We start from the raw sequence: 15,757 nt of genomic DNA, 5'->3' as shown, positions 1-15,757 counted from the left end.
GCCCCGCCGGACTTCTTTCGTTCAAGCGAAGCGCGTTTAAGAAGTCTGGCGGTATTTGAGCGTACAAGCACACGAACGCTTGCGTAACTAAGTGTTTGCGTGGAGCACGCATGTCCGTAACATCTGACGTAGATTCGGGAATTGCATCAGATCCCCTTGATCTGGATGCTCAGAGATTCGATGAGTGCCTTCGTCGCGGGGTCACTGTCCGTCAGGTTCTGGATCTTCTTGTGCGCATGGATGACAGTGGAGTGGTCGCGGTTGAAGAAACCGCCGATGGTCGGCCAGGATACCTCCGTCAGCTCGTGGCAGAGATACATCGCGATCTGGCGCGGGTAGGCAATGTCATTGCTGCGCTTCGAGGAGCGGATGTCCTCGCTTGTCACCTTGAAATGCGTGCAGACGATGCGCTCGATCATCTCCATCGTGATGCGCCGCCCCTTCTCACCGCGCAGATAGTTGCCGAGCGCGGCGACGCAGGTCGTCTCGTCGATCGGCATCCGCATCGTCGAGGCATATTTGATGAGGCGTGTGAGTGCGCCCTCAAGCTCGCGGATGTTGCTGTCAACGCGGCTTGCGATGTAGGTCACGACATCCTCCGGGATATCGACCTCCTCGGTCTGCGCCTTTTTCTGGAGGATTGCGACACGCGTCTCGAATTCCGGCGGTTGGATATCCACGACCACGCCTCCTGCGAAGCGTGAGATCAGGCGATCCTCGAGCCCCTTGACATCCTGCGGCTGGCGATCCGAGGTCAGGATGATCTGGCTGCCGTTGTCGCGCAGCTTGTTGAACGTCTGGAAAAACTCCGTCTGTGTCTGCTCCTGTCCCCCAAAAAACTGGATATCGTCGATCAGCAGCACGTCGATGCTGTAGTATTTCTTACGGAACGCATCCATGTTCTTCTCGCGAATCGAGCGGATAAATTCGTTCGTGAAATCCGTGCTTGCAATGTAAAGGACGCGCTTCTCGGGGTGATCCGCGAGGATCTTGTGGCCGACCGCGTGCATCAGATGGGTCTTGCCGAGCCCCACGCCGCCGTAAATGAAGAGCGGGTTATGTGAGGGGAGACCCGGTGCATCCGCGACCGCCTTTGCCATCGAGTACGAGAACTGGTTGGAACGTCCCATGACGAACGCGTCAAACGTGTACTTCGGATTCAGCGTCGAGGCATCGTCCGGTGCCGCCCCCGTCTCGCCGCTGGGCGTAAGCGGGAGGCTGCCCTGCGCGGGCACATTGTAATCGTCGATCTCCTCGGCGGTCATGTGTCCGATATGCGCGTCTTTTTTGCGCGGCTCCTGCGCTGCGGCTTTCTCCACAGGCGGTTCTTTTTTTCCGGACGTTTCCTTTTTCGCCGCGCCCGCCGCCCGATCCACAATCAGTGTAATCATGTAGGGCGCACCGAGTGCGTGCTGCACCGCATCCTCGAGGAGGACGAGATAGCGCGGCTCGATGTACTGCTTCGTGAACGAATCCGCCACGGCGAGGACGAGCTCATTGCCGTCGAGCGAGACGGGGACAATGCGCGAGATCCACTGCTTCACAGCGTCTTTGGGGATGATTCCGTCGGTTTTTTCAAGTATTTTTTGCCATTGCGATTCGATGGCAGGGGTCATTTCTTCGGACATACACCTGAGTCCCTTCAAAAAATTTTTTTGTCTGCGTGCGTCCCCTTTATCCACAGAGTTATTCACACTTGTGGATAAGTTTGTCAATGACTGCGGTGCGATAATATGCGTGGGAATGAAATTATGCACGTTTTTTTCACAGGTTTTCCACAATACAGTGAGGATATTTTAGCAAAAAAAAAGAGACTTATCAACAGGCTCTTTCGACCTAGCTATGGAAAAAAACGCGCAAATAGAGTGTCTATGCCTTGACAGTGCGGGTTTTTTTCGTCTATAATGTCCCCTAGTAATCCCTATGATACGAATCGCCGCACGGCATATGCCGCGAAACGCGGCAGCAAAGGAGGTGACGTGAGGTGAAGAGAACATTTCAGCCCAACAACCATTGGAGAAAAAAGACACATGGATTCCGTGAGCGCATGAAGACGAAAGGCGGCCGCCTCGTATTGAAGAGAAGGCGTCAGCGCGGACGAAAGAAGCTGTCGGCGTAAAGCTGCAGCCTGACAGAGGTCACGCGAGTGACCTCTTTTTTTAGCGATATGGAAGAAAAAAGACACACCCTGCCACGCGCAAAGATGATTAAGCGGCGCAGCGACTTTCAGCATGTCTATCAAAAGGGCACCTCCGTCGCGGGGCGGCGGATGATCCTGTACGTCCTGCGCGACAGCCGCGTCGCGGGCAAGGTCGGCTTTGCCGCCGGGAAAAAACTCGGGTGCGCCGCTGTGCGCAGCCGTACGAAGCGTCTCCTGCGTGAGGCGTATCGCCATATGCAGCATGAGCTGCGCACCGATGTCGGGATTCTCCTGATCGGCCGCGCTGGACTTGTTGCGGGCAAAATGCAGGATGCTGCCGTCGAGCTCCGCAGCCTCGCGCGCCGCGCGAAGATCTTTGCAGACGGAGGTACGCCGCATCGCACGGGGGAGCAGTGATGAAGCGTCTGCTCCTTCTTCTGGTGCAGTTCTATCGCAGCTGCATCTCTCCGCTCCTACCGCCCTCCTGCCGCTACTACCCCACCTGCTCCGCCTACGCGATGGAGGCGATCGAGCGGTACGGTGCGCGGCGCGGTGGATGGATGGCACTCCGGCGCATCCTGCGCTGTCATCCGTTCCACGTGGGCGGCTACGATCCTGTGCCGTAGATCCTTATTTCTTTCGTTGGGCATTGCGTCACGAAAATCGAATAAATCTATACAAATCGAGATCTTATTTTCCACGAAACTTCCCTACAGTAGGAGGAAACAGCGTTGATCGAATTTTTTAGCAACCTCTTTGAGCCCATCATCCATGTTTTGCAGCTTATCCTCGGCGGCTTCTACACCATCACCAGTGCCGCCGGATTCGTCAGCTACGGCTTTCCCATCATCCTTCTCACCATCCTCATCAAGGTCGTGACCTACCCGCTCACCGTCAAGCAGATCAAATCCATGAAGGCGATGCAGGAAATCCAGCCGAAGATGAAAAAGATCCAGGAAAAGTATAAAAACAACCCGCAGATGCTCCAGCAGAAAACGGGCGAACTCTTCCGCGAGGCGGGGGTCAACCCGCTTGCCGGCTGCCTGCCCCTCCTCGTGCAGATGCCGATCCTCATGGGCATGTACTACGCCCTCTTTAACTTTACCTTTCCGAGCGCGGAGGCGGCGGCATTCTTCTGGCTGCCGAATATGTCAGAGCCGGATCCGCTCTACATCCTGCCCGTCCTCTCGGCAGCGACCACCTATCTGCAGCAGAAAATGACCTCCACCGAGATGAATCCCCAGATGAAGATCATGATGACCATCATGCCGCTCTTCATCGGCTGGATCAGCCTGACCTTCCCCTCGGGACTCGTCCTCTACTGGGTCACGATGAACGTCGTGCAGATCACCCAGCAGTGGTGGATGTACCGTGGTGAAAATGCGGCAGCAAAGGGGGCAAACTGACATGGCAGAGATCATCGAGACCACCGGAAAAACCGTCGAGGACGCACTCTCGCACGCCCTCGACAAGCTCGGCTGCGGCAGAGCTGAGGTCACCTATGAGGTCGTACAGGAGCCCTCGGGCGGCTTCCTCGGACTCTGGGGCAAACGCGAGGCGCGCATCCGCGTCACGACGCGCCCCGTGATCCCGCCGCAGCGCACCGAGGTGCAGACACCCGCGCCGCCGACCGTCATTGCACCGCCGCCGGCACCTCCCGTCGTGGAGAAAGAGACCGCAGAGGAGAACGCTCCGTCGGACGATGGATTCGGCGTGCGTCCGAAACGCTTCCACACCGATCTGCGCTCCTCCGTGCGAAAGAAGATGGAGCAGAGCACCGCGCCGCGCAGCACGGGGGATCGTGGACACCGTGAGAGTGGACGCGGTGAGGATACGCGCCCGCCCCGCGAGAGCCGTGGCTACGGCGAGCGGCGGGACTACCCCACGCGTGGGGGATATGGCGAGAGCCGCGCGCGCGGCCGCTATGAGGGACAGGACGAGCGGCGCGAACGACGCGAGCGTCCGTCCTACGAGCGCGAGAACGCGGGCTATGAGATGCGGGAACGTCGTGAGCGTCCCGACACGCAGCTCCTCCCGCTCACCGACGAGATGGCCGCAGCAGCTGAGAAATTTCTCGGCGAGATCTTTGCCGCGATGGCACTCAGTGTCGAGCTGCATCGTACAGACACCCCGTCCGGCACCATTTTCAACATGCAGGGCGAGAACCTCGGCATCCTCATCGGCAAGCACGGCGCGACTCTTGACGCGCTCCAGTACCTCACGAATCTCGTCGTGAACAAGATCCCCGAGACCGGCTATGCGCGTATCATCCTCGATGTTGAGGACTACCGTGCACGCCGTGAGGAGACACTCACGCGCCTCGCGGGGCATCTCGCGGACAAGGCGTGCCGTATCGGCGAGGAGATCCACCTCGAACCGATGAGTCGCCACGAGCGCAAGATCATTCACATGGCACTGCAGGACAACCGACGCGTCACCACCTACAGCGCGGGCGACAACCCGCGCCGCTACGTCGTCATCGTTCCGCGCCGTCGTCGCTATTCGCGTGACTACGACGAACCGAGCTATGACCGCTACGAGCGGTAAGGGCGCACCCTTTTGAGCGGGCTTTGGATGATACGGGAAAATCGTTCAAAGTCTCTAGAAGATACTTGATATACAAATGAGGTGTGTTGTACGGAGCAGAATGCTTCATACAGCACACCTCTTTCCGACATTTTTGAGAAATGGGAAAGGGAAAGCATGACCGAGGACACCATCAGCCAGATCGCCACCCCGCAGGGAACGGGCGGCATCGGCATCATTCGTGTGAGCGGAGCAAACGCACTGAACATTGCGCATGCGGTATTTCGTCCCATGCGCGGGACGCTTGGGGAGATCGCGCCGTACACGGCACGCTACGGGAACATCGTCGCGGCGGACGGCACCATCATCGACGAGTGTATCCTCCTCTTTATGCGTGCGCCGCACTCCTACACGGGCGAGGACACCATCGAGCTCCAGTGCCACGGCGGCACAATCGTCCTGCGCTCCGTTCTCCAGCGCACATGGGAGGCGGGCGCACGTCCTGCCGCAGCGGGCGAGTTCACAAAACGCGCCTTTCTGAATGGGCGGCTCGACCTTGCGCGCGCCGAGGGCGTTATGGAACTTATCAACGCGCGGAGTTCTCGTGCTGCCCGCGCCGCGCGGGAGCGTCTGGCGGGTGCACTCTCGCGCGAGATCACAGCGATCCGCACGCGCCTGCTCGGCGCGATTGCACGCATCGAGGCGGGCATCGACTTCCCCGAGGACGACATCCCTGCCGCATCCGCCGCCGCACTCCGCGCGGATATCAGCGATGCCGCCGGTGCCGTACAGAAACTCCTCACGGGCGCATACGCGGGACGCATCCTGCGCATGGGGGTCAAGACCGTCATCGTCGGCCGTCCGAACGTCGGCAAATCCAGCCTCCTCAATGCCCTTCTCGGTACGGAGCGTGTCATCGTCACCGACGTGCCCGGCACCACGCGGGATGTCATCGAGGAGGAGATCAGCGTCGAGGGCATTCCCCTTCGCCTCATCGATACCGCAGGGCTGCGTGCAGCAGAGGACGAGGTCGAGCGGCTCGGCGTTGCACGCACCGAGCAGCACCTCGGCGATGCGGAGCTCGTCCTCGCCGTCTTTGACAGCTCCTGCGGGCTCACCGACGAGGATCGCGAAATCCTCGCCCGCCTCAAGAGCATGGATGCGGACATCATCATCCTTTGCAACAAGGAGGACTGCGCCTCCGTCCTGCGCGTCACCGACTTCGACGGACTGAACGCACCCGTCCTGATGATCTCCGCACAGGCGGGGACGGGGCTCGATGCTCTGCGCGAGACCATCGCCGCACGCGTCCGCGCTCTTGAGGGTGATCTCGGCGACGGAGCACTGCCGAACAAGGAGCGTGAGGTCGAGGCACTCCGCCGTACCGCACAGCATCTCAGCGAAGCGGAGCGCAGCCTCACGGAGGACATGGGCACGGACTTCATCTCGATCGACCTGCGCGGCGCGTACGAAACTCTCGGTGAGATCCTCGGTGAGACCGTCGACACCGATCTCATCGACCGCATCTTCAGCGAGTTCTGCATTGGGAAATAAAGGCAGCGCATGAAATCATCGAGCGAACTCTCGTGGACGACGCGCGAGGAAAAAATCTTTACACAGCTGCGGGATCTTGCACGCGTCTACGGTGCAGAGAAACTCGTATTGTTTGGCTCACGGGCGCGCCGTACACACGGGGAGCGAAGCGATATCGACCTCGCCGTCTATGGCTGCGAAAAGTTCCGTGACTTTTCCTTTGCCGTCGATGAGGAGGTGGATACGCTCCTCTCCTTTGATCTCATCCATATGGATGAGACGGTATCCCCTGCACTTGCGGCAGAGATTGAACGGGATGGGGTGATCCTCTATGAAGCGGTATCATGAATTTGTGCGACATCTGGAAGTCCTGCGTCAGGCGCACACCCAAGACCTGACGAATGAATTTATCATCAGCGGCATCATCGACAAATTCTTCGTTCAGTTTGAACTCGGGTGGAAACTCCTGAAGGATCTCCTGCACTATGAGGGACTGGCGGTCGCCGCCTCGGGCTCGCCGCGCATCATCATCAAGGAGGCATATCTCCTCTATGATTTTCTTGATGAGGAAACGTGGCTGGGGATGCTGCGTGCGCGGAACGACGTGACGCATATCTATAACAGCGTACTTGCGGAGAAACTGGTGAAGGATATTTTGGCGTGCTATATTCCCGCATTCACTGCAATGGAGGCGGGTATTAGGAAGCGTTATGGAGATCTGCTGATTGGGTGATATACTCTGATGGAATGCAAAAAAAGAGCCGCTGATGCGGCTCTTTTTGATGTGTCAAGAACATTTCCTATCCCACAATCCAGGTGACAAAGTAGAGGACGAGCGGAATGGTGACGCAGAAGATACCGATGAAGTCGATATAAACACCGGTCTTGATCATCTTCGTGATCGGGATGTAGCCGGACGCATAGACGATGGCATTTGGCGGCGTCGATACCGGCAGCATAAAGCCCAGTGAGGATGACAGTGCGATGCCGACCGCGACGTGCACGGGGCTGAAGCCCGCAGCGAGTGCTGCCGTGATACCGAGAGGACCTATCATGTTGGTCGCCGCCGTATGGCTTGTGAGTTCGGAGAGCAGCAGCGCCATGACGCAGAAGATGGCAACGAGCGCGAACTCGGAAGGATCACCGCCCAGCATACCGACGATCTTGTCGCCGACCCACTGTGAGAGACCGGTTTTATACATCATGCCGCCCATCGCGAGACCGCCGCCGAAGAGGATGAGCGTGCCCCACTCTATGCCCTGCACCGCCGACTTCCACTCGAGCGTGAACTGACGCTCCTTGAAGTTGACCGGCATGAGGAAGAGGAGCAGCGCACCAAACATCGCAGCAACCGCCTCGGGGAAGAGGAGATTATACATTTTGAGGATCGGCGAGGTGCCGCCGAGGGTCATCGAGAGGATGCCGGGGAAGACCCAGAGGAAGACCGCGACGAGGAAGCAGATAAGCGTGTTTTTCTCTGCACGTGTCCAGCCACCGAGTTCGGCGACGCGGGCGCGGATGAACTCCTCCGCACCGTCGATGCGCTCGACATCGGGCGGGAACATACGGATGAGGATGACATACGTGATGATGAAGTAGACGACCATCGCAATGACACCCCACGTCATCCACTCAAAGAAGGAGATGTGAATGTTTGCCATCTGGTCGAGGAAGCCGAGCATGATGATGTTCGGCGGGGTGCCGATCGGCGTGAGAACGCCACCGATCGAGCAGGCATATGCCGTCATGAGCATCAGACCCGTTGCGTATTTATAGTCGTGAAGGTCAATTTCCTTGCCATTGGCGGCCATCATTTCCTTGATGGCACCGAGGAGGCCGAGGGCAATCGGGAACATCATCGCGGCGGTCGCCGTGTTGCTGACCCAGCCGGAGCAGAGCGCAGCCGCGAGTCCGATCGCGAGGAAGATGCGGCGCGGATTCGAGCCGACCCACGAGCGTGCGAGCAGCCAGTAGGCGAACCTCTTGTCGAGACCGTGATCCATCATTGCCTTCGCGAGGATAAATCCGCCCATAAAGAGGAAGATCATCGGATTTGCAAATGCCGCATACGCGTCCTTTGCGGAGACGACACCGGTCACAACGGCGAGCGTCGGACCGATCAGGGACGTGACAGGAATGGGAACCGGTTCGGTGATCCACCAGAGAGCAACGAGAACCATGATGGCAAGCAGTTTGTGCGAGGCGACCGTCAGTCCGTCGATGGGTGTCAGGAACACCAACAGGGCAAGAATCGGTGCGCCGAACAGTCCGACCAGACGTCGTGTCCGGTCAAACTTTTGCTCCGCCTCATGGATTCTTTGGGCTTCTTTGCTTTGATCAGCACTCATTTTTTCAGCCTCCTTATACTTTAAGGTAATAATTTCTTTGCCCAATTATTATTATACGAAACTTTCAACCCTTTTGGCAACTATTTTCTTGTTGTGAGATTAACTTTTTTTTTCCGCAATTTCTGCTATAATAGAAATGCGGAATCTGTAACAATATGAGGAGGATTTTCATGCAAAGCTTTACCTATCACTGTCCGACCGAGATCATCTTCGGGCGGGATGCGGAGAATGCGGTCGCCGGGAAACTGCGCGCGTTCGGGGCGAGCCGCGTGCTCATCCTCTACGGCGGCGGCAGCGCGGAGCGTTCGGGGCTGCTCTCGCGCATCGAGAAAAATCTGACCTCTGAGGGACTGGCGTTCCTCGTCATGGGCGGCGTGCGTCCGAATCCGCGCGTCTCGTTCGTCCGTGAGGCGATCCGCGAGGGTCTTGCTGCCGATGTCAATTTCATCCTTGCCGTCGGTGGCGGAAGTGTCATCGACTCGGCAAAGGCGGTTGCGCACGGCATCGCAAACCCCGGCATCGACATTTGGGATATCTGGACGCGCAAGGAGGAGCTCACAAAGACCATGCCCTTTGGCACGGTGCTCACGATCCCCGCGGCGGGCAGCGAGACGAGCGACTCGGCAGTGCTCACGAACGAAGATACGGGGCAAAAGCGCGGGCTGAACACACAGCTGAACCGTCCCGTCGTCGCCTTTATGAACCCCGCGCTCGCCTTTACTCTGCCGCGTGAGCAGATTGCAGCGGGGGCGGCGGACATCATGATGCACACGATGGAACGCTACTTCACGAGCGTCAAGGAGCCGAACGTCTTCACCGATCGCGTTGCCGAGCAGCTGATCCGCACCGTCATGGAGTGCGTGCGCCGCCTCCTTGTCAGCCGCAAGGACTACGATGCGATGAGCGAGCTCATGTACTGCGGCAGTGTCTCGCACAGCGGCTTTACCGAGCTCGGGCGCAGGAAGGACTTTTCCGTGCACAAGCTCGGGCACGAACTGTCCGCACGCTACGATGCGACGCACGCACAGACCCTCACCGCGCTCTGGGGGTCGTGGGCGCGGTACGTTTATGCGGACGATCCCGCACGCTTTGCACATTTCGCGGGTGCCATCTTCGGCGTGGATGCGGGCACGGACGAGGAGCGCGCACGCGCGGGCATCCGCAAGATGGAGGAGTTCTTCACTGAGATCGGGATGCCGACGAACCTTGCGGGGCTGGGCATCGGTACACTCACCAAGGGTGTGATCGAGGGAATCGCGAGTGCCGCCACGGCGGGTGACACCATCGCCCTCGGCGATTTTCACCCGCTCAGACGCGCCGATGTCATCGCAATTTACGAGGCGGCGAATCATTGAGGAAATGAGAAAAGGACTGCACTGCAGATCGATGCGGGCAGTCCTTTTCATTTTGGGAGGTACAGGCGATATTCTCGCGATAACCCAAAAGAAATAACCGCCCAGCTTTTGACAGAGTGAGCGGTTTGAAAAAATAAACCCAAAACTACGGAAAGATGCCGTCATAGGACGTTTCTTCCTATGCCAATTATATCAAAAGCACCCTATTTTGACAAGGGTGCTTTTTACATACGCAGAAAATACCGTCCTGCATATACAACAACAATACAGAAGAGTACAAAAAGATACTCACGCAGCGAACCAACGGTGAAGAGACGGATGCCGACCTTCTGCGTGGGATAGAGCAGCGGCACCTTGCCGCAGACGGCATCCTCCGCGATGTGCAGGAGTGCACCGCCGAAGATCCATGCGAGGACGGCGAAGAATGCCGCGTCGTAGAAAAAATACTGCCGCGCCTGCATCAGCCCGCCGATGAGCGCGATGTAGAGCATCGGCCAGTGCGACCAGCCGCGATGGCGGCTGCGCCATGTACGCCATCCGATGCTCTGGGGTGAGCCCTCAATCTTGTCCGGCAGAACGGCACCGACCGCAGCTGCCGCCGTGAGCATCGGATCGGTGGTGACGGCGTAGGCGATGGTGGCGGTGAGGGAGATGTGACTCGTCCACTTCACCTTATGCTTCTCCGACTTGCTCCCGCGCCTCGGCGATCACGTCCGCGAGCGTGGTTCTCTCCATCGCACGCTCCATGGCGGACTGGATGGCGGCAAGGCGGCTGTCGAGCACGTTGTGGATGTTCCGCCCGACGGGGCACGCGGGGTTCGGGTTCTCATGAAAGCTGAACAGTGCATCGCCGCTGATGGACTCCACCGCGCGGAAGATATCCGCGAGCGTGATCTCCGCGCGGGGGCGTGCGATGTGCGCCCCGCCCTCGCGCCCGCGTGCGACGGTGATGAGTCCCGCGCGCCGCAGCTGACCGAGGATGCGTCGGATGACGACGGGATGTGCGCCAATGCTCGCGGCAAGACTCTCGCTCGTGGCGGGTGCCTCGTCTCCATAGAGATCGACGCAGATGAGGATGTGGACGGCGATGGTGAAGCGGCTTGAGATCTGCATATTGTACCCTCCGTTGTTCTGTATGTCTATCATACAATGAACCGTGGGAAAATGCAAGTGCTACGCAAACTCCTCGGCGCGGCGCAGCTGCTGCTGCGCGTCGAGGAGAAGTTTGTAGTGGATGGCACGCCCCTCGCATACGAGCCGCTGCACGGTGGGCAGCTGCCAGAGGGTGCGGATGACCGTACCGCTGCGCAGGGCGAGGTCGGTGGTGTTTCCGCTGCCCGCGAGGAGCGGCTTGTAGGCAATGTTGATGTAGCCGAGCCTGCCGTGGCGTTTGGGGATGCGGCGCACGACAACGGGGGCGAGGACACAGCCGTGCAGGATGGGCAGGATGATGTTGCGCCGCCGCGCGAGCCTGCGTGACGCATTCTGTCGGATGAGGCGCAGCTCCTTGTCCTCGCGCTCGGCGAGACAGGAGAGGACGTACTCGGTCGTTGCCGAGAGTGTCAGATACGCGCCTGTGACGGTATGAATGACGGTGGCATTCCTGCCCTTTTCGCCAGATACGGGGACGAGTGCGAGAATGTCTGCCGCAGCGGGCAGTTTCTGCATGAGCATTTCTCGTTTCGTGGAGTTCATATCGGTTCTCCTTTCCTATGGGCGGATGCCGCCCCTCCTGCCTGCCGCCGGCGCAGCGCACAGGCACGATCAATGAAAAACAATCACCTGTTCCTTTCTGAATGATATTATATAGAAAATTTGTTCGTGTGTAAAGATTTTTTTGAAAAGGATTCCCTCTTTTTTTCTTCGCGGCAAGTATCCATGTGTAAGCCGCTTACGGAGACGAACAGAGAAAGGAGTTGAACCACCATGGCACGCAAAGATGCAACGAGCAAGGTGACGCTCAAAGTCATCACGGGGGTTGGTGCGGACGGCAAGACGATCTACAAGAACCGTACGATCGGCGGAATCGCGCCCACGCTCACGGATGCCGATGCACTGACGGTCGGACGCGGGTTCGGCGCACTGCAGAAGCACGGGCTGAGCCTCGTGACGCGCACGGACACGGCTGTCCTTGAGGACTGAGGACGCATGACTACCGAGGAAAGGAGGAATGAACGATGTCGACGAAGAAACAGCTGCGCATGACGATGAAGATGTCCAGCGGCAAGGAGATGACGGTGAGCCTGATGGACCCGAAGGACGGTCTGACGAAGGCGGAGGTCGCAACCTGCCTGCAGAACGTCATCGACAAGAAGGCGATTGTCGCGGGCGAGGCATACCCTGTCTCGGTCAAGGACATTGCCATCCAGACGGTGGACACCGAGAAGCTCGCCTGAGGGCGATTCCTCCGCTTGCGGGGGAATAGGAAAGAGCTGCTGCATGAAGCTTGCGGCAGCTCTTTTTGTGTGCGCGGGCGGGGGTTGCATATCTCGTCCAAATTTGATACACTTGGCGTGACGCGGTTGTAGCTCAGTAGGATAGAGCATCTGCCTCCTAAGCAGAGGGTCGCGCGTTCGACTCGCGCCAATCGCACCATTTCTTTTGACGTAAAGACTTCTCTGTGCGGGAAGTCTTTTCTGGTATTTACGGGATCAATGATTCTTGAAAGGAGTGGGACGGATGAAACAGACCATGTTTGCAGGACTTACGGCGGCACTTGTCCTGTGCGGTGCACTGCCGCAGGGAGCAACTGCAGCAGGTGCGGTGACGACAGTGGTGGAGATGCACGGACTTTCCGAGGTGCATACGAAGACTGCAGAGCCGCCTGTGGAGGATGTGTCTGAGGAGGCAGAGCTGCGTCTTTTCCCCCTTTTGCGCGTGGAGGACGATTCGACGGACTTCATTTTATCAGCGATTCCTATAGAAAAACAGCTGCCACATGAATTTTCCTTCATGTGACAGCTGTTTTTTCTGGTTAGTCTTTCCCGAATCCGAACAGGGATTTGAGCCTGCCGGTAATACCGGAGGAAGAACCTTCCGTTATGAAATTGTCGTCATCAGGTATATCATCATATAGGTCAGAATCCATTAATTCGCGCGGGGGAGCATCGCTCCGGCTCTCAGTATCGTCGTCGCCGAGGTCGAATCCTGCGCCGTAGTTCGGCGAGAATCCGGTGATGATGGGGATGCCGCAGTTCGGGCAGGCGTTTGCGGAGGAGGGAACGAATTTGCTGCATTTCGGACAGAACATGATGGCCTCGCTTTCTATTTACTCACTTTTATCCGCTCTGAGAAGCCGTACCGTGCCGATCAGCGACAGCGCGGCACAGAGCAGCCGGAGAGCGATGAAGGCAGTATCGCCCCGCGTGCGTACGGATTCTCAGGTTCCTGTGCGGCGCAGACAGCACCGAGCGGATCCGGACCATAGGCGTTGTCGCCGTCCGTGCCCTTTTTGAAGAGGATGTAGAGCATGAACCCGAGACTGACGAGGGGGATGAGCGCGAGCAGGACAAAGTAGCCCGACAGTCCGATGTCATGCAGGCGGCGGATCATGAGGATATAGCTTGCGACTGTGATGGGGAAACTGAGCAGTGTAAAGAAGCCAAAGAGCCCCTCGACGACCGTCTCATCGGGATACATCGGCACATCGCTCGTGACCAGCACAGCCATCACCATAAGGGCGTAGAGCACCATGCCTATGCCCGTGAGCGCGAGGAGGCGTATGATGAAGCGTTTGCGGTTCAGTCGTCCCTGCCATCGAAAAAAATTCTCCTTGATGCCGCTGTCGATCTGGTGGATTTGATTCTCCTTCTATTCTACTATAAAAACGTCCTTATTGTAGCACAGGAAGCGGAGATTGGCAAAAAACAATTCCTCATAAAATGGACAGAGCACCGTCTGCGGAAACGGTGCTCTGTCCATTTATCAAATAAAGTGTGGTATGGGGGCCGATTTATGCCGCTCCCTCCTCGTTCTCGGCGGAGACGGTGTTGCGTCCCTTTTCCTTCGAGAGGTAGAGGGCGCGATCGGCGCGTTCCATAAGGGAGCGGAGGCGATCGTTTTTGCCGTGCCATGTGGAGATGCCGAAGCTGAGGGTGACGCCGTCAAGACTGTGTTCGAGGATTTCGCGCAGATGCTCGCAGAATGCGACCATCGCCTCGAGGTCGTAGTGCAGAGCGAGCAGGATGAACTCGTCACCGCCGTAGCGGATGAAGAGGTGGCGGCGGTCGATCTCCTCGTGGATGGTATCGGCAATCTGCTTGAGGATCTGGTCGCCCGCGAGGTGTCCCTTCGTGTCGTTGACGGTTTTGAAGTGATCCACGTCAAAGATGGCGAACGAGAACTTGAATCCTCGTTCGTAGGCGAGCGCGGAGAACTTGGCAAAGCCGTCGCCGAGTTGATGGCGGTTGTAGCAACCGGTGAGGAAGTCGCGCTGTGCTTCGTTCTGTGAGATCTCGAGCTCACGCACGAGTTCTTCGTTCTGGTCGGCGAGGGCGGCGTCTTTGAGCATTTGCTCACGGATGGTGTGGAAGATGAACGGAACGGCGGCGTAGATGGAGAAGATGGTCGTCGAGAGCATGACGGAGATCAGATGATACTCCCAGTGCAGTGCGTCAATGCCGCCAAAGAGGAGAATCGCAAACACGGCGAATGTGCCGTAGCGACAGCTGGGATGGTGTTTCCAACTCGAGCGCACGAGTGCGTAGAGGAGCATGAGGCAGCCGCCGAGGAGGATCAGATGATAGAGGTAGATCATTTTCATGAAGCCATCCAGTCCCAGCACCTCGGTGATGCCGGCGATGACAAAGAGGATGGCAAAGATGATTGCGGTGCTCTTGACCCGCCCGATGTAGCGCGGAGAAACGATCTCCTGTGTGATCTTTGCGCAGAAGATGGGCATGAGGTAGAACATGACGAGGTGGAGCTCCCACCAGATGTTCGCCATGCCATACATGCGCGGGAAGAAGGACGAGCTGCCTGTCGTCCACAGGATGAAGGTCGCGAGATACCCGATGAGGTAGAGCTGGGTGCGGCGGCGGCGGGCGTGTGCCCCGCGCCACGCGAGATCCATGATGAGGAAGGCGATGAGGGCAAACGCGACCGAGAGGCTCGAGATGTAGATCGCGTCCGCAAGGCTGATGTTCCGCAGGAACAGGCGCGAGGAGCCGATCGTGAGATAGTCGATGCTGCCGAGCCAGTTCGGATAGCCGGAGTGGAGCATGATGGTGAGCCGCTTGCCTGCAGGGCTCTGGTCGAGGTGGATGTAGTGGAACGCGCGCCCGCGCGAGCCGGTGGGGCTGTCCCAGTCGCCGTGCATATAGACGAGCTCATCGTCCAGATAGACATACGCACTCTGGTTCGTCGTGGCAAAGAGGATGTGTTCGTTGAAAAAGCGTGCCGAAATCGGGATGCGAAACGAGAGGCAGACGGTACTTGTGTCCGCAGACATGGGCGGCGGTGCGGGGTAGTCATACTCCTGCCAGTCGAAATTACCCGCACGAAATCCGATGATGTCATTGTACGTGGGACTCCCCTTCATGACGGCGTACTCCGCATGGATGTAAGGATCGAGCGGTGTCGCGAGCAGGCGCCAAGCGAGCAGTGACGCGCCGATGAGGAGCGATACGCAGAGCAGGGTGAGTACGTTCTCCCGCAGAAAAGCCAAAAATTTACCCATGATCAACACCCCCTTGGATCGAGGAGTGGGAAGGTTGTTTCACTGATACTTTCATTTATTATATCATACCTATTCCATATAGAACAATAGTAAAATGAAAAAGAATACGATTATTGTCGATGATTAAGGAAGCACTGATAAATTCAGCGCCGCCATCTTGACGCATCTTTTTTGCCCG

The 15,757-nt window shown here is 57.9% G+C and carries 20 protein-coding genes and 1 tRNA gene; 13 read left to right on the top strand and 8 right to left on the bottom strand.

Going from position 1 to position 15,757, the window contains the following annotated elements; all coding sequences use genetic code 11:
* Positions 1 to 146: 146 nt before the first annotated feature.
* Positions 147 to 1,628 carry a chromosomal replication initiator protein DnaA gene (gene dnaA, locus ACO6BQ_RS05835; protein ID WP_489119972.1) on the bottom strand — a complete coding sequence of 494 codons (1,482 nt, stop codon included), beginning with the start codon at positions 1,626 to 1,628 and terminating at the stop codon, positions 147 to 149.
* Between the two features lie 356 nt (positions 1,629 to 1,984).
* Here dnaA and rpmH point away from each other — a divergent pair, with 356 nt between their 5' ends.
* From rpmH to ACO6BQ_RS05795, 8 genes are all read left to right on the top strand, one after another.
* The gene (gene rpmH / locus ACO6BQ_RS05830) at positions 1,985 to 2,119 is read left to right on the top strand and encodes a 50S ribosomal protein L34 (RefSeq protein ID WP_006305399.1); all 135 of its coding nucleotides are present in this window, start codon (positions 1,985 to 1,987) and stop codon (positions 2,117 to 2,119) included.
* Positions 2,120 to 2,167: 48 nt separating this feature from the next.
* Positions 2,168 to 2,557, top strand: a complete 390-nt coding sequence (rnpA, locus tag ACO6BQ_RS05825; protein ID WP_489119986.1) for a ribonuclease P protein component — start codon at positions 2,168 to 2,170, stop codon at positions 2,555 to 2,557.
* Positions 2,557 to 2,766: a membrane protein insertion efficiency factor YidD gene (gene yidD, locus ACO6BQ_RS05820; protein WP_489119971.1), complete on the top strand. Its 210-nt coding sequence runs from the start codon at positions 2,557 to 2,559 to the stop codon at positions 2,764 to 2,766. Before rnpA ends, yidD begins: the two co-directional genes overlap by 1 nt.
* A gap of 105 nt (positions 2,767 to 2,871) precedes the next feature.
* Positions 2,872 to 3,546 carry a YidC/Oxa1 family membrane protein insertase gene (locus ACO6BQ_RS05815; protein ID WP_489119970.1) on the top strand — a complete coding sequence of 225 codons (675 nt, stop codon included), beginning with the start codon at positions 2,872 to 2,874 and terminating at the stop codon, positions 3,544 to 3,546.
* Between the two features lies 1 nt (position 3,547).
* Positions 3,548 to 4,687, top strand: a complete 1,140-nt coding sequence (jag, locus tag ACO6BQ_RS05810; RefSeq protein WP_489119969.1) for an RNA-binding cell elongation regulator Jag/EloR — start codon at positions 3,548 to 3,550, stop codon at positions 4,685 to 4,687.
* Between the two features lie 156 nt (positions 4,688 to 4,843).
* Positions 4,844 to 6,220, top strand: a complete 1,377-nt coding sequence (mnmE, locus tag ACO6BQ_RS05805; RefSeq protein ID WP_489119968.1) for a tRNA uridine-5-carboxymethylaminomethyl(34) synthesis GTPase MnmE — start codon at positions 4,844 to 4,846, stop codon at positions 6,218 to 6,220.
* A 9-nt stretch (positions 6,221 to 6,229) separates the two neighbouring features.
* Complete coding sequence (locus ACO6BQ_RS05800; protein ID WP_489119967.1) at positions 6,230 to 6,547, top strand: nucleotidyltransferase family protein; 318 nt, start codon at positions 6,230 to 6,232, stop codon at positions 6,545 to 6,547.
* Positions 6,531 to 6,932: an HI0074 family nucleotidyltransferase substrate-binding subunit gene (locus tag ACO6BQ_RS05795; RefSeq protein WP_489119966.1), complete on the top strand. Its 402-nt coding sequence runs from the start codon at positions 6,531 to 6,533 to the stop codon at positions 6,930 to 6,932. Before ACO6BQ_RS05800 ends, ACO6BQ_RS05795 begins: the two co-directional genes overlap by 17 nt.
* Positions 6,933 to 6,999: 67 nt before the next feature.
* On the opposite strand, the gene ACO6BQ_RS05790 is transcribed toward ACO6BQ_RS05795, so the two are convergent.
* On the bottom strand, positions 7,000 to 8,547 hold the full coding sequence (locus tag ACO6BQ_RS05790) for an SLC13 family permease (RefSeq protein ID WP_489119965.1): 1,548 nt from the start codon (positions 8,545 to 8,547) through the stop codon (positions 7,000 to 7,002).
* 170 nt (positions 8,548 to 8,717) lie between these two features.
* Between ACO6BQ_RS05790 and ACO6BQ_RS05785 the strand changes: the two genes are divergently transcribed.
* Complete coding sequence (locus ACO6BQ_RS05785; RefSeq protein WP_489119964.1) at positions 8,718 to 9,902, top strand: iron-containing alcohol dehydrogenase; 1,185 nt, start codon at positions 8,718 to 8,720, stop codon at positions 9,900 to 9,902.
* 224 nt (positions 9,903 to 10,126) lie between these two features.
* Here the strand turns inward: ACO6BQ_RS05785 and ACO6BQ_RS05780 are convergent, their stop codons facing one another.
* Genes ACO6BQ_RS05780 through ACO6BQ_RS05770 form a run of 3 tightly spaced genes read right to left on the bottom strand, consistent with a single transcriptional unit; the run spans position 10,127 to position 11,597 of the window.
* Positions 10,127 to 10,573 carry a metal-dependent hydrolase gene (locus tag ACO6BQ_RS05780; protein WP_489119963.1) on the bottom strand — a complete coding sequence of 149 codons (447 nt, stop codon included), beginning with the start codon at positions 10,571 to 10,573 and terminating at the stop codon, positions 10,127 to 10,129.
* 1 nt (position 10,574) lies between these two features.
* The gene (locus ACO6BQ_RS05775; protein WP_489119962.1) at positions 10,575 to 11,015 is read right to left on the bottom strand and encodes an Rrf2 family transcriptional regulator; all 441 of its coding nucleotides are present in this window, start codon (positions 11,013 to 11,015) and stop codon (positions 10,575 to 10,577) included.
* A 60-nt stretch (positions 11,016 to 11,075) separates the two neighbouring features.
* Positions 11,076 to 11,597, bottom strand: a complete 522-nt coding sequence (locus ACO6BQ_RS05770) for a hypothetical protein (protein ID WP_489119961.1) — start codon at positions 11,595 to 11,597, stop codon at positions 11,076 to 11,078.
* A gap of 231 nt (positions 11,598 to 11,828) precedes the next feature.
* Between ACO6BQ_RS05770 and ACO6BQ_RS05765 the strand changes: the two genes are divergently transcribed.
* The 4 genes from ACO6BQ_RS05765 (at position 11,829) to ACO6BQ_RS05750 (ending at position 12,860) form a co-directional block, all read left to right on the top strand.
* Entirely contained in the window at positions 11,829 to 12,044 is a 216-nt protein-coding gene (locus ACO6BQ_RS05765) for a DUF1659 domain-containing protein (protein ID WP_489119960.1), read from the top strand.
* Positions 12,045 to 12,079: 35 nt separating this feature from the next.
* The gene (locus ACO6BQ_RS05760; RefSeq protein WP_489119959.1) at positions 12,080 to 12,298 is read left to right on the top strand and encodes a DUF2922 domain-containing protein; all 219 of its coding nucleotides are present in this window, start codon (positions 12,080 to 12,082) and stop codon (positions 12,296 to 12,298) included.
* A gap of 122 nt (positions 12,299 to 12,420) precedes the next feature.
* Positions 12,421 to 12,497 (top strand) — tRNA-Arg (locus ACO6BQ_RS05755).
* A gap of 84 nt (positions 12,498 to 12,581) precedes the next feature.
* The gene (locus tag ACO6BQ_RS05750) at positions 12,582 to 12,860 is read left to right on the top strand and encodes a hypothetical protein (RefSeq protein WP_489119958.1); all 279 of its coding nucleotides are present in this window, start codon (positions 12,582 to 12,584) and stop codon (positions 12,858 to 12,860) included.
* A gap of 16 nt (positions 12,861 to 12,876) precedes the next feature.
* Here the strand turns inward: ACO6BQ_RS05750 and ACO6BQ_RS05745 are convergent, their stop codons facing one another.
* The 3 genes from ACO6BQ_RS05745 to ACO6BQ_RS05735 form a co-directional block, all read right to left on the bottom strand.
* On the bottom strand, positions 12,877 to 13,152 hold the full coding sequence (locus ACO6BQ_RS05745; RefSeq protein ID WP_489119957.1) for a zinc ribbon domain-containing protein: 276 nt from the start codon (positions 13,150 to 13,152) through the stop codon (positions 12,877 to 12,879).
* A gap of 59 nt (positions 13,153 to 13,211) precedes the next feature.
* Positions 13,212 to 13,646: a DUF805 domain-containing protein gene (locus tag ACO6BQ_RS05740; protein WP_489119985.1), complete on the bottom strand. Its 435-nt coding sequence runs from the start codon at positions 13,644 to 13,646 to the stop codon at positions 13,212 to 13,214.
* A 208-nt stretch (positions 13,647 to 13,854) separates the two neighbouring features.
* Positions 13,855 to 15,579 (bottom strand): GGDEF domain-containing protein, encoded by a 1,725-nt coding sequence (locus tag ACO6BQ_RS05735; protein WP_489119956.1) that lies wholly within the window; start codon positions 15,577 to 15,579, stop codon positions 13,855 to 13,857.
* Positions 15,580 to 15,757 lie beyond the last annotated feature (178 nt).

The organism is Centipeda sp. (in: firmicutes) (genome assembly GCF_057271695.1).
This window is presented reverse-complemented; position numbering and strand designations above follow the sequence as displayed.

What these genes read in the sequence shown, in the direction of transcription:
- dnaA (WP_489119972.1), bottom strand. Translation starts at nt 1,628, where the DNA reads ATGTCCGAAGAAATGACCCCTGCCATCGAATCGCAATGGCAAAAAATA.
- rnpA (WP_489119986.1), top strand. Translation starts at nt 2,168, where the DNA reads ATGGAAGAAAAAAGACACACCCTGCCACGCGCAAAGATGATTAAGCGG.
- yidD (WP_489119971.1), top strand. Translation starts at nt 2,557, where the DNA reads ATGAAGCGTCTGCTCCTTCTTCTGGTGCAGTTCTATCGCAGCTGCATC.
- jag (WP_489119969.1), top strand. Translation starts at nt 3,548, where the DNA reads ATGGCAGAGATCATCGAGACCACCGGAAAAACCGTCGAGGACGCACTC.
- mnmE (WP_489119968.1), top strand. Translation starts at nt 4,844, where the DNA reads ATGACCGAGGACACCATCAGCCAGATCGCCACCCCGCAGGGAACGGGC.
- ACO6BQ_RS05800 (WP_489119967.1), top strand. Translation starts at nt 6,230, where the DNA reads ATGAAATCATCGAGCGAACTCTCGTGGACGACGCGCGAGGAAAAAATC.
- ACO6BQ_RS05795 (WP_489119966.1), top strand. Translation starts at nt 6,531, where the DNA reads ATGAAGCGGTATCATGAATTTGTGCGACATCTGGAAGTCCTGCGTCAG.
- ACO6BQ_RS05790 (WP_489119965.1), bottom strand. Translation starts at nt 8,547, where the DNA reads ATGAGTGCTGATCAAAGCAAAGAAGCCCAAAGAATCCATGAGGCGGAG.
- ACO6BQ_RS05785 (WP_489119964.1), top strand. Translation starts at nt 8,718, where the DNA reads ATGCAAAGCTTTACCTATCACTGTCCGACCGAGATCATCTTCGGGCGG.
- ACO6BQ_RS05775 (WP_489119962.1), bottom strand. Translation starts at nt 11,015, where the DNA reads ATGCAGATCTCAAGCCGCTTCACCATCGCCGTCCACATCCTCATCTGC.
- ACO6BQ_RS05770 (WP_489119961.1), bottom strand. Translation starts at nt 11,597, where the DNA reads ATGAACTCCACGAAACGAGAAATGCTCATGCAGAAACTGCCCGCTGCG.
- ACO6BQ_RS05765 (WP_489119960.1), top strand. Translation starts at nt 11,829, where the DNA reads ATGGCACGCAAAGATGCAACGAGCAAGGTGACGCTCAAAGTCATCACG.
- ACO6BQ_RS05760 (WP_489119959.1), top strand. Translation starts at nt 12,080, where the DNA reads ATGTCGACGAAGAAACAGCTGCGCATGACGATGAAGATGTCCAGCGGC.
- ACO6BQ_RS05750 (WP_489119958.1), top strand. Translation starts at nt 12,582, where the DNA reads ATGAAACAGACCATGTTTGCAGGACTTACGGCGGCACTTGTCCTGTGC.
- ACO6BQ_RS05745 (WP_489119957.1), bottom strand. Translation starts at nt 13,152, where the DNA reads ATGTTCTGTCCGAAATGCAGCAAATTCGTTCCCTCCTCCGCAAACGCC.
- ACO6BQ_RS05735 (WP_489119956.1), bottom strand. Translation starts at nt 15,579, where the DNA reads ATGGGTAAATTTTTGGCTTTTCTGCGGGAGAACGTACTCACCCTGCTC.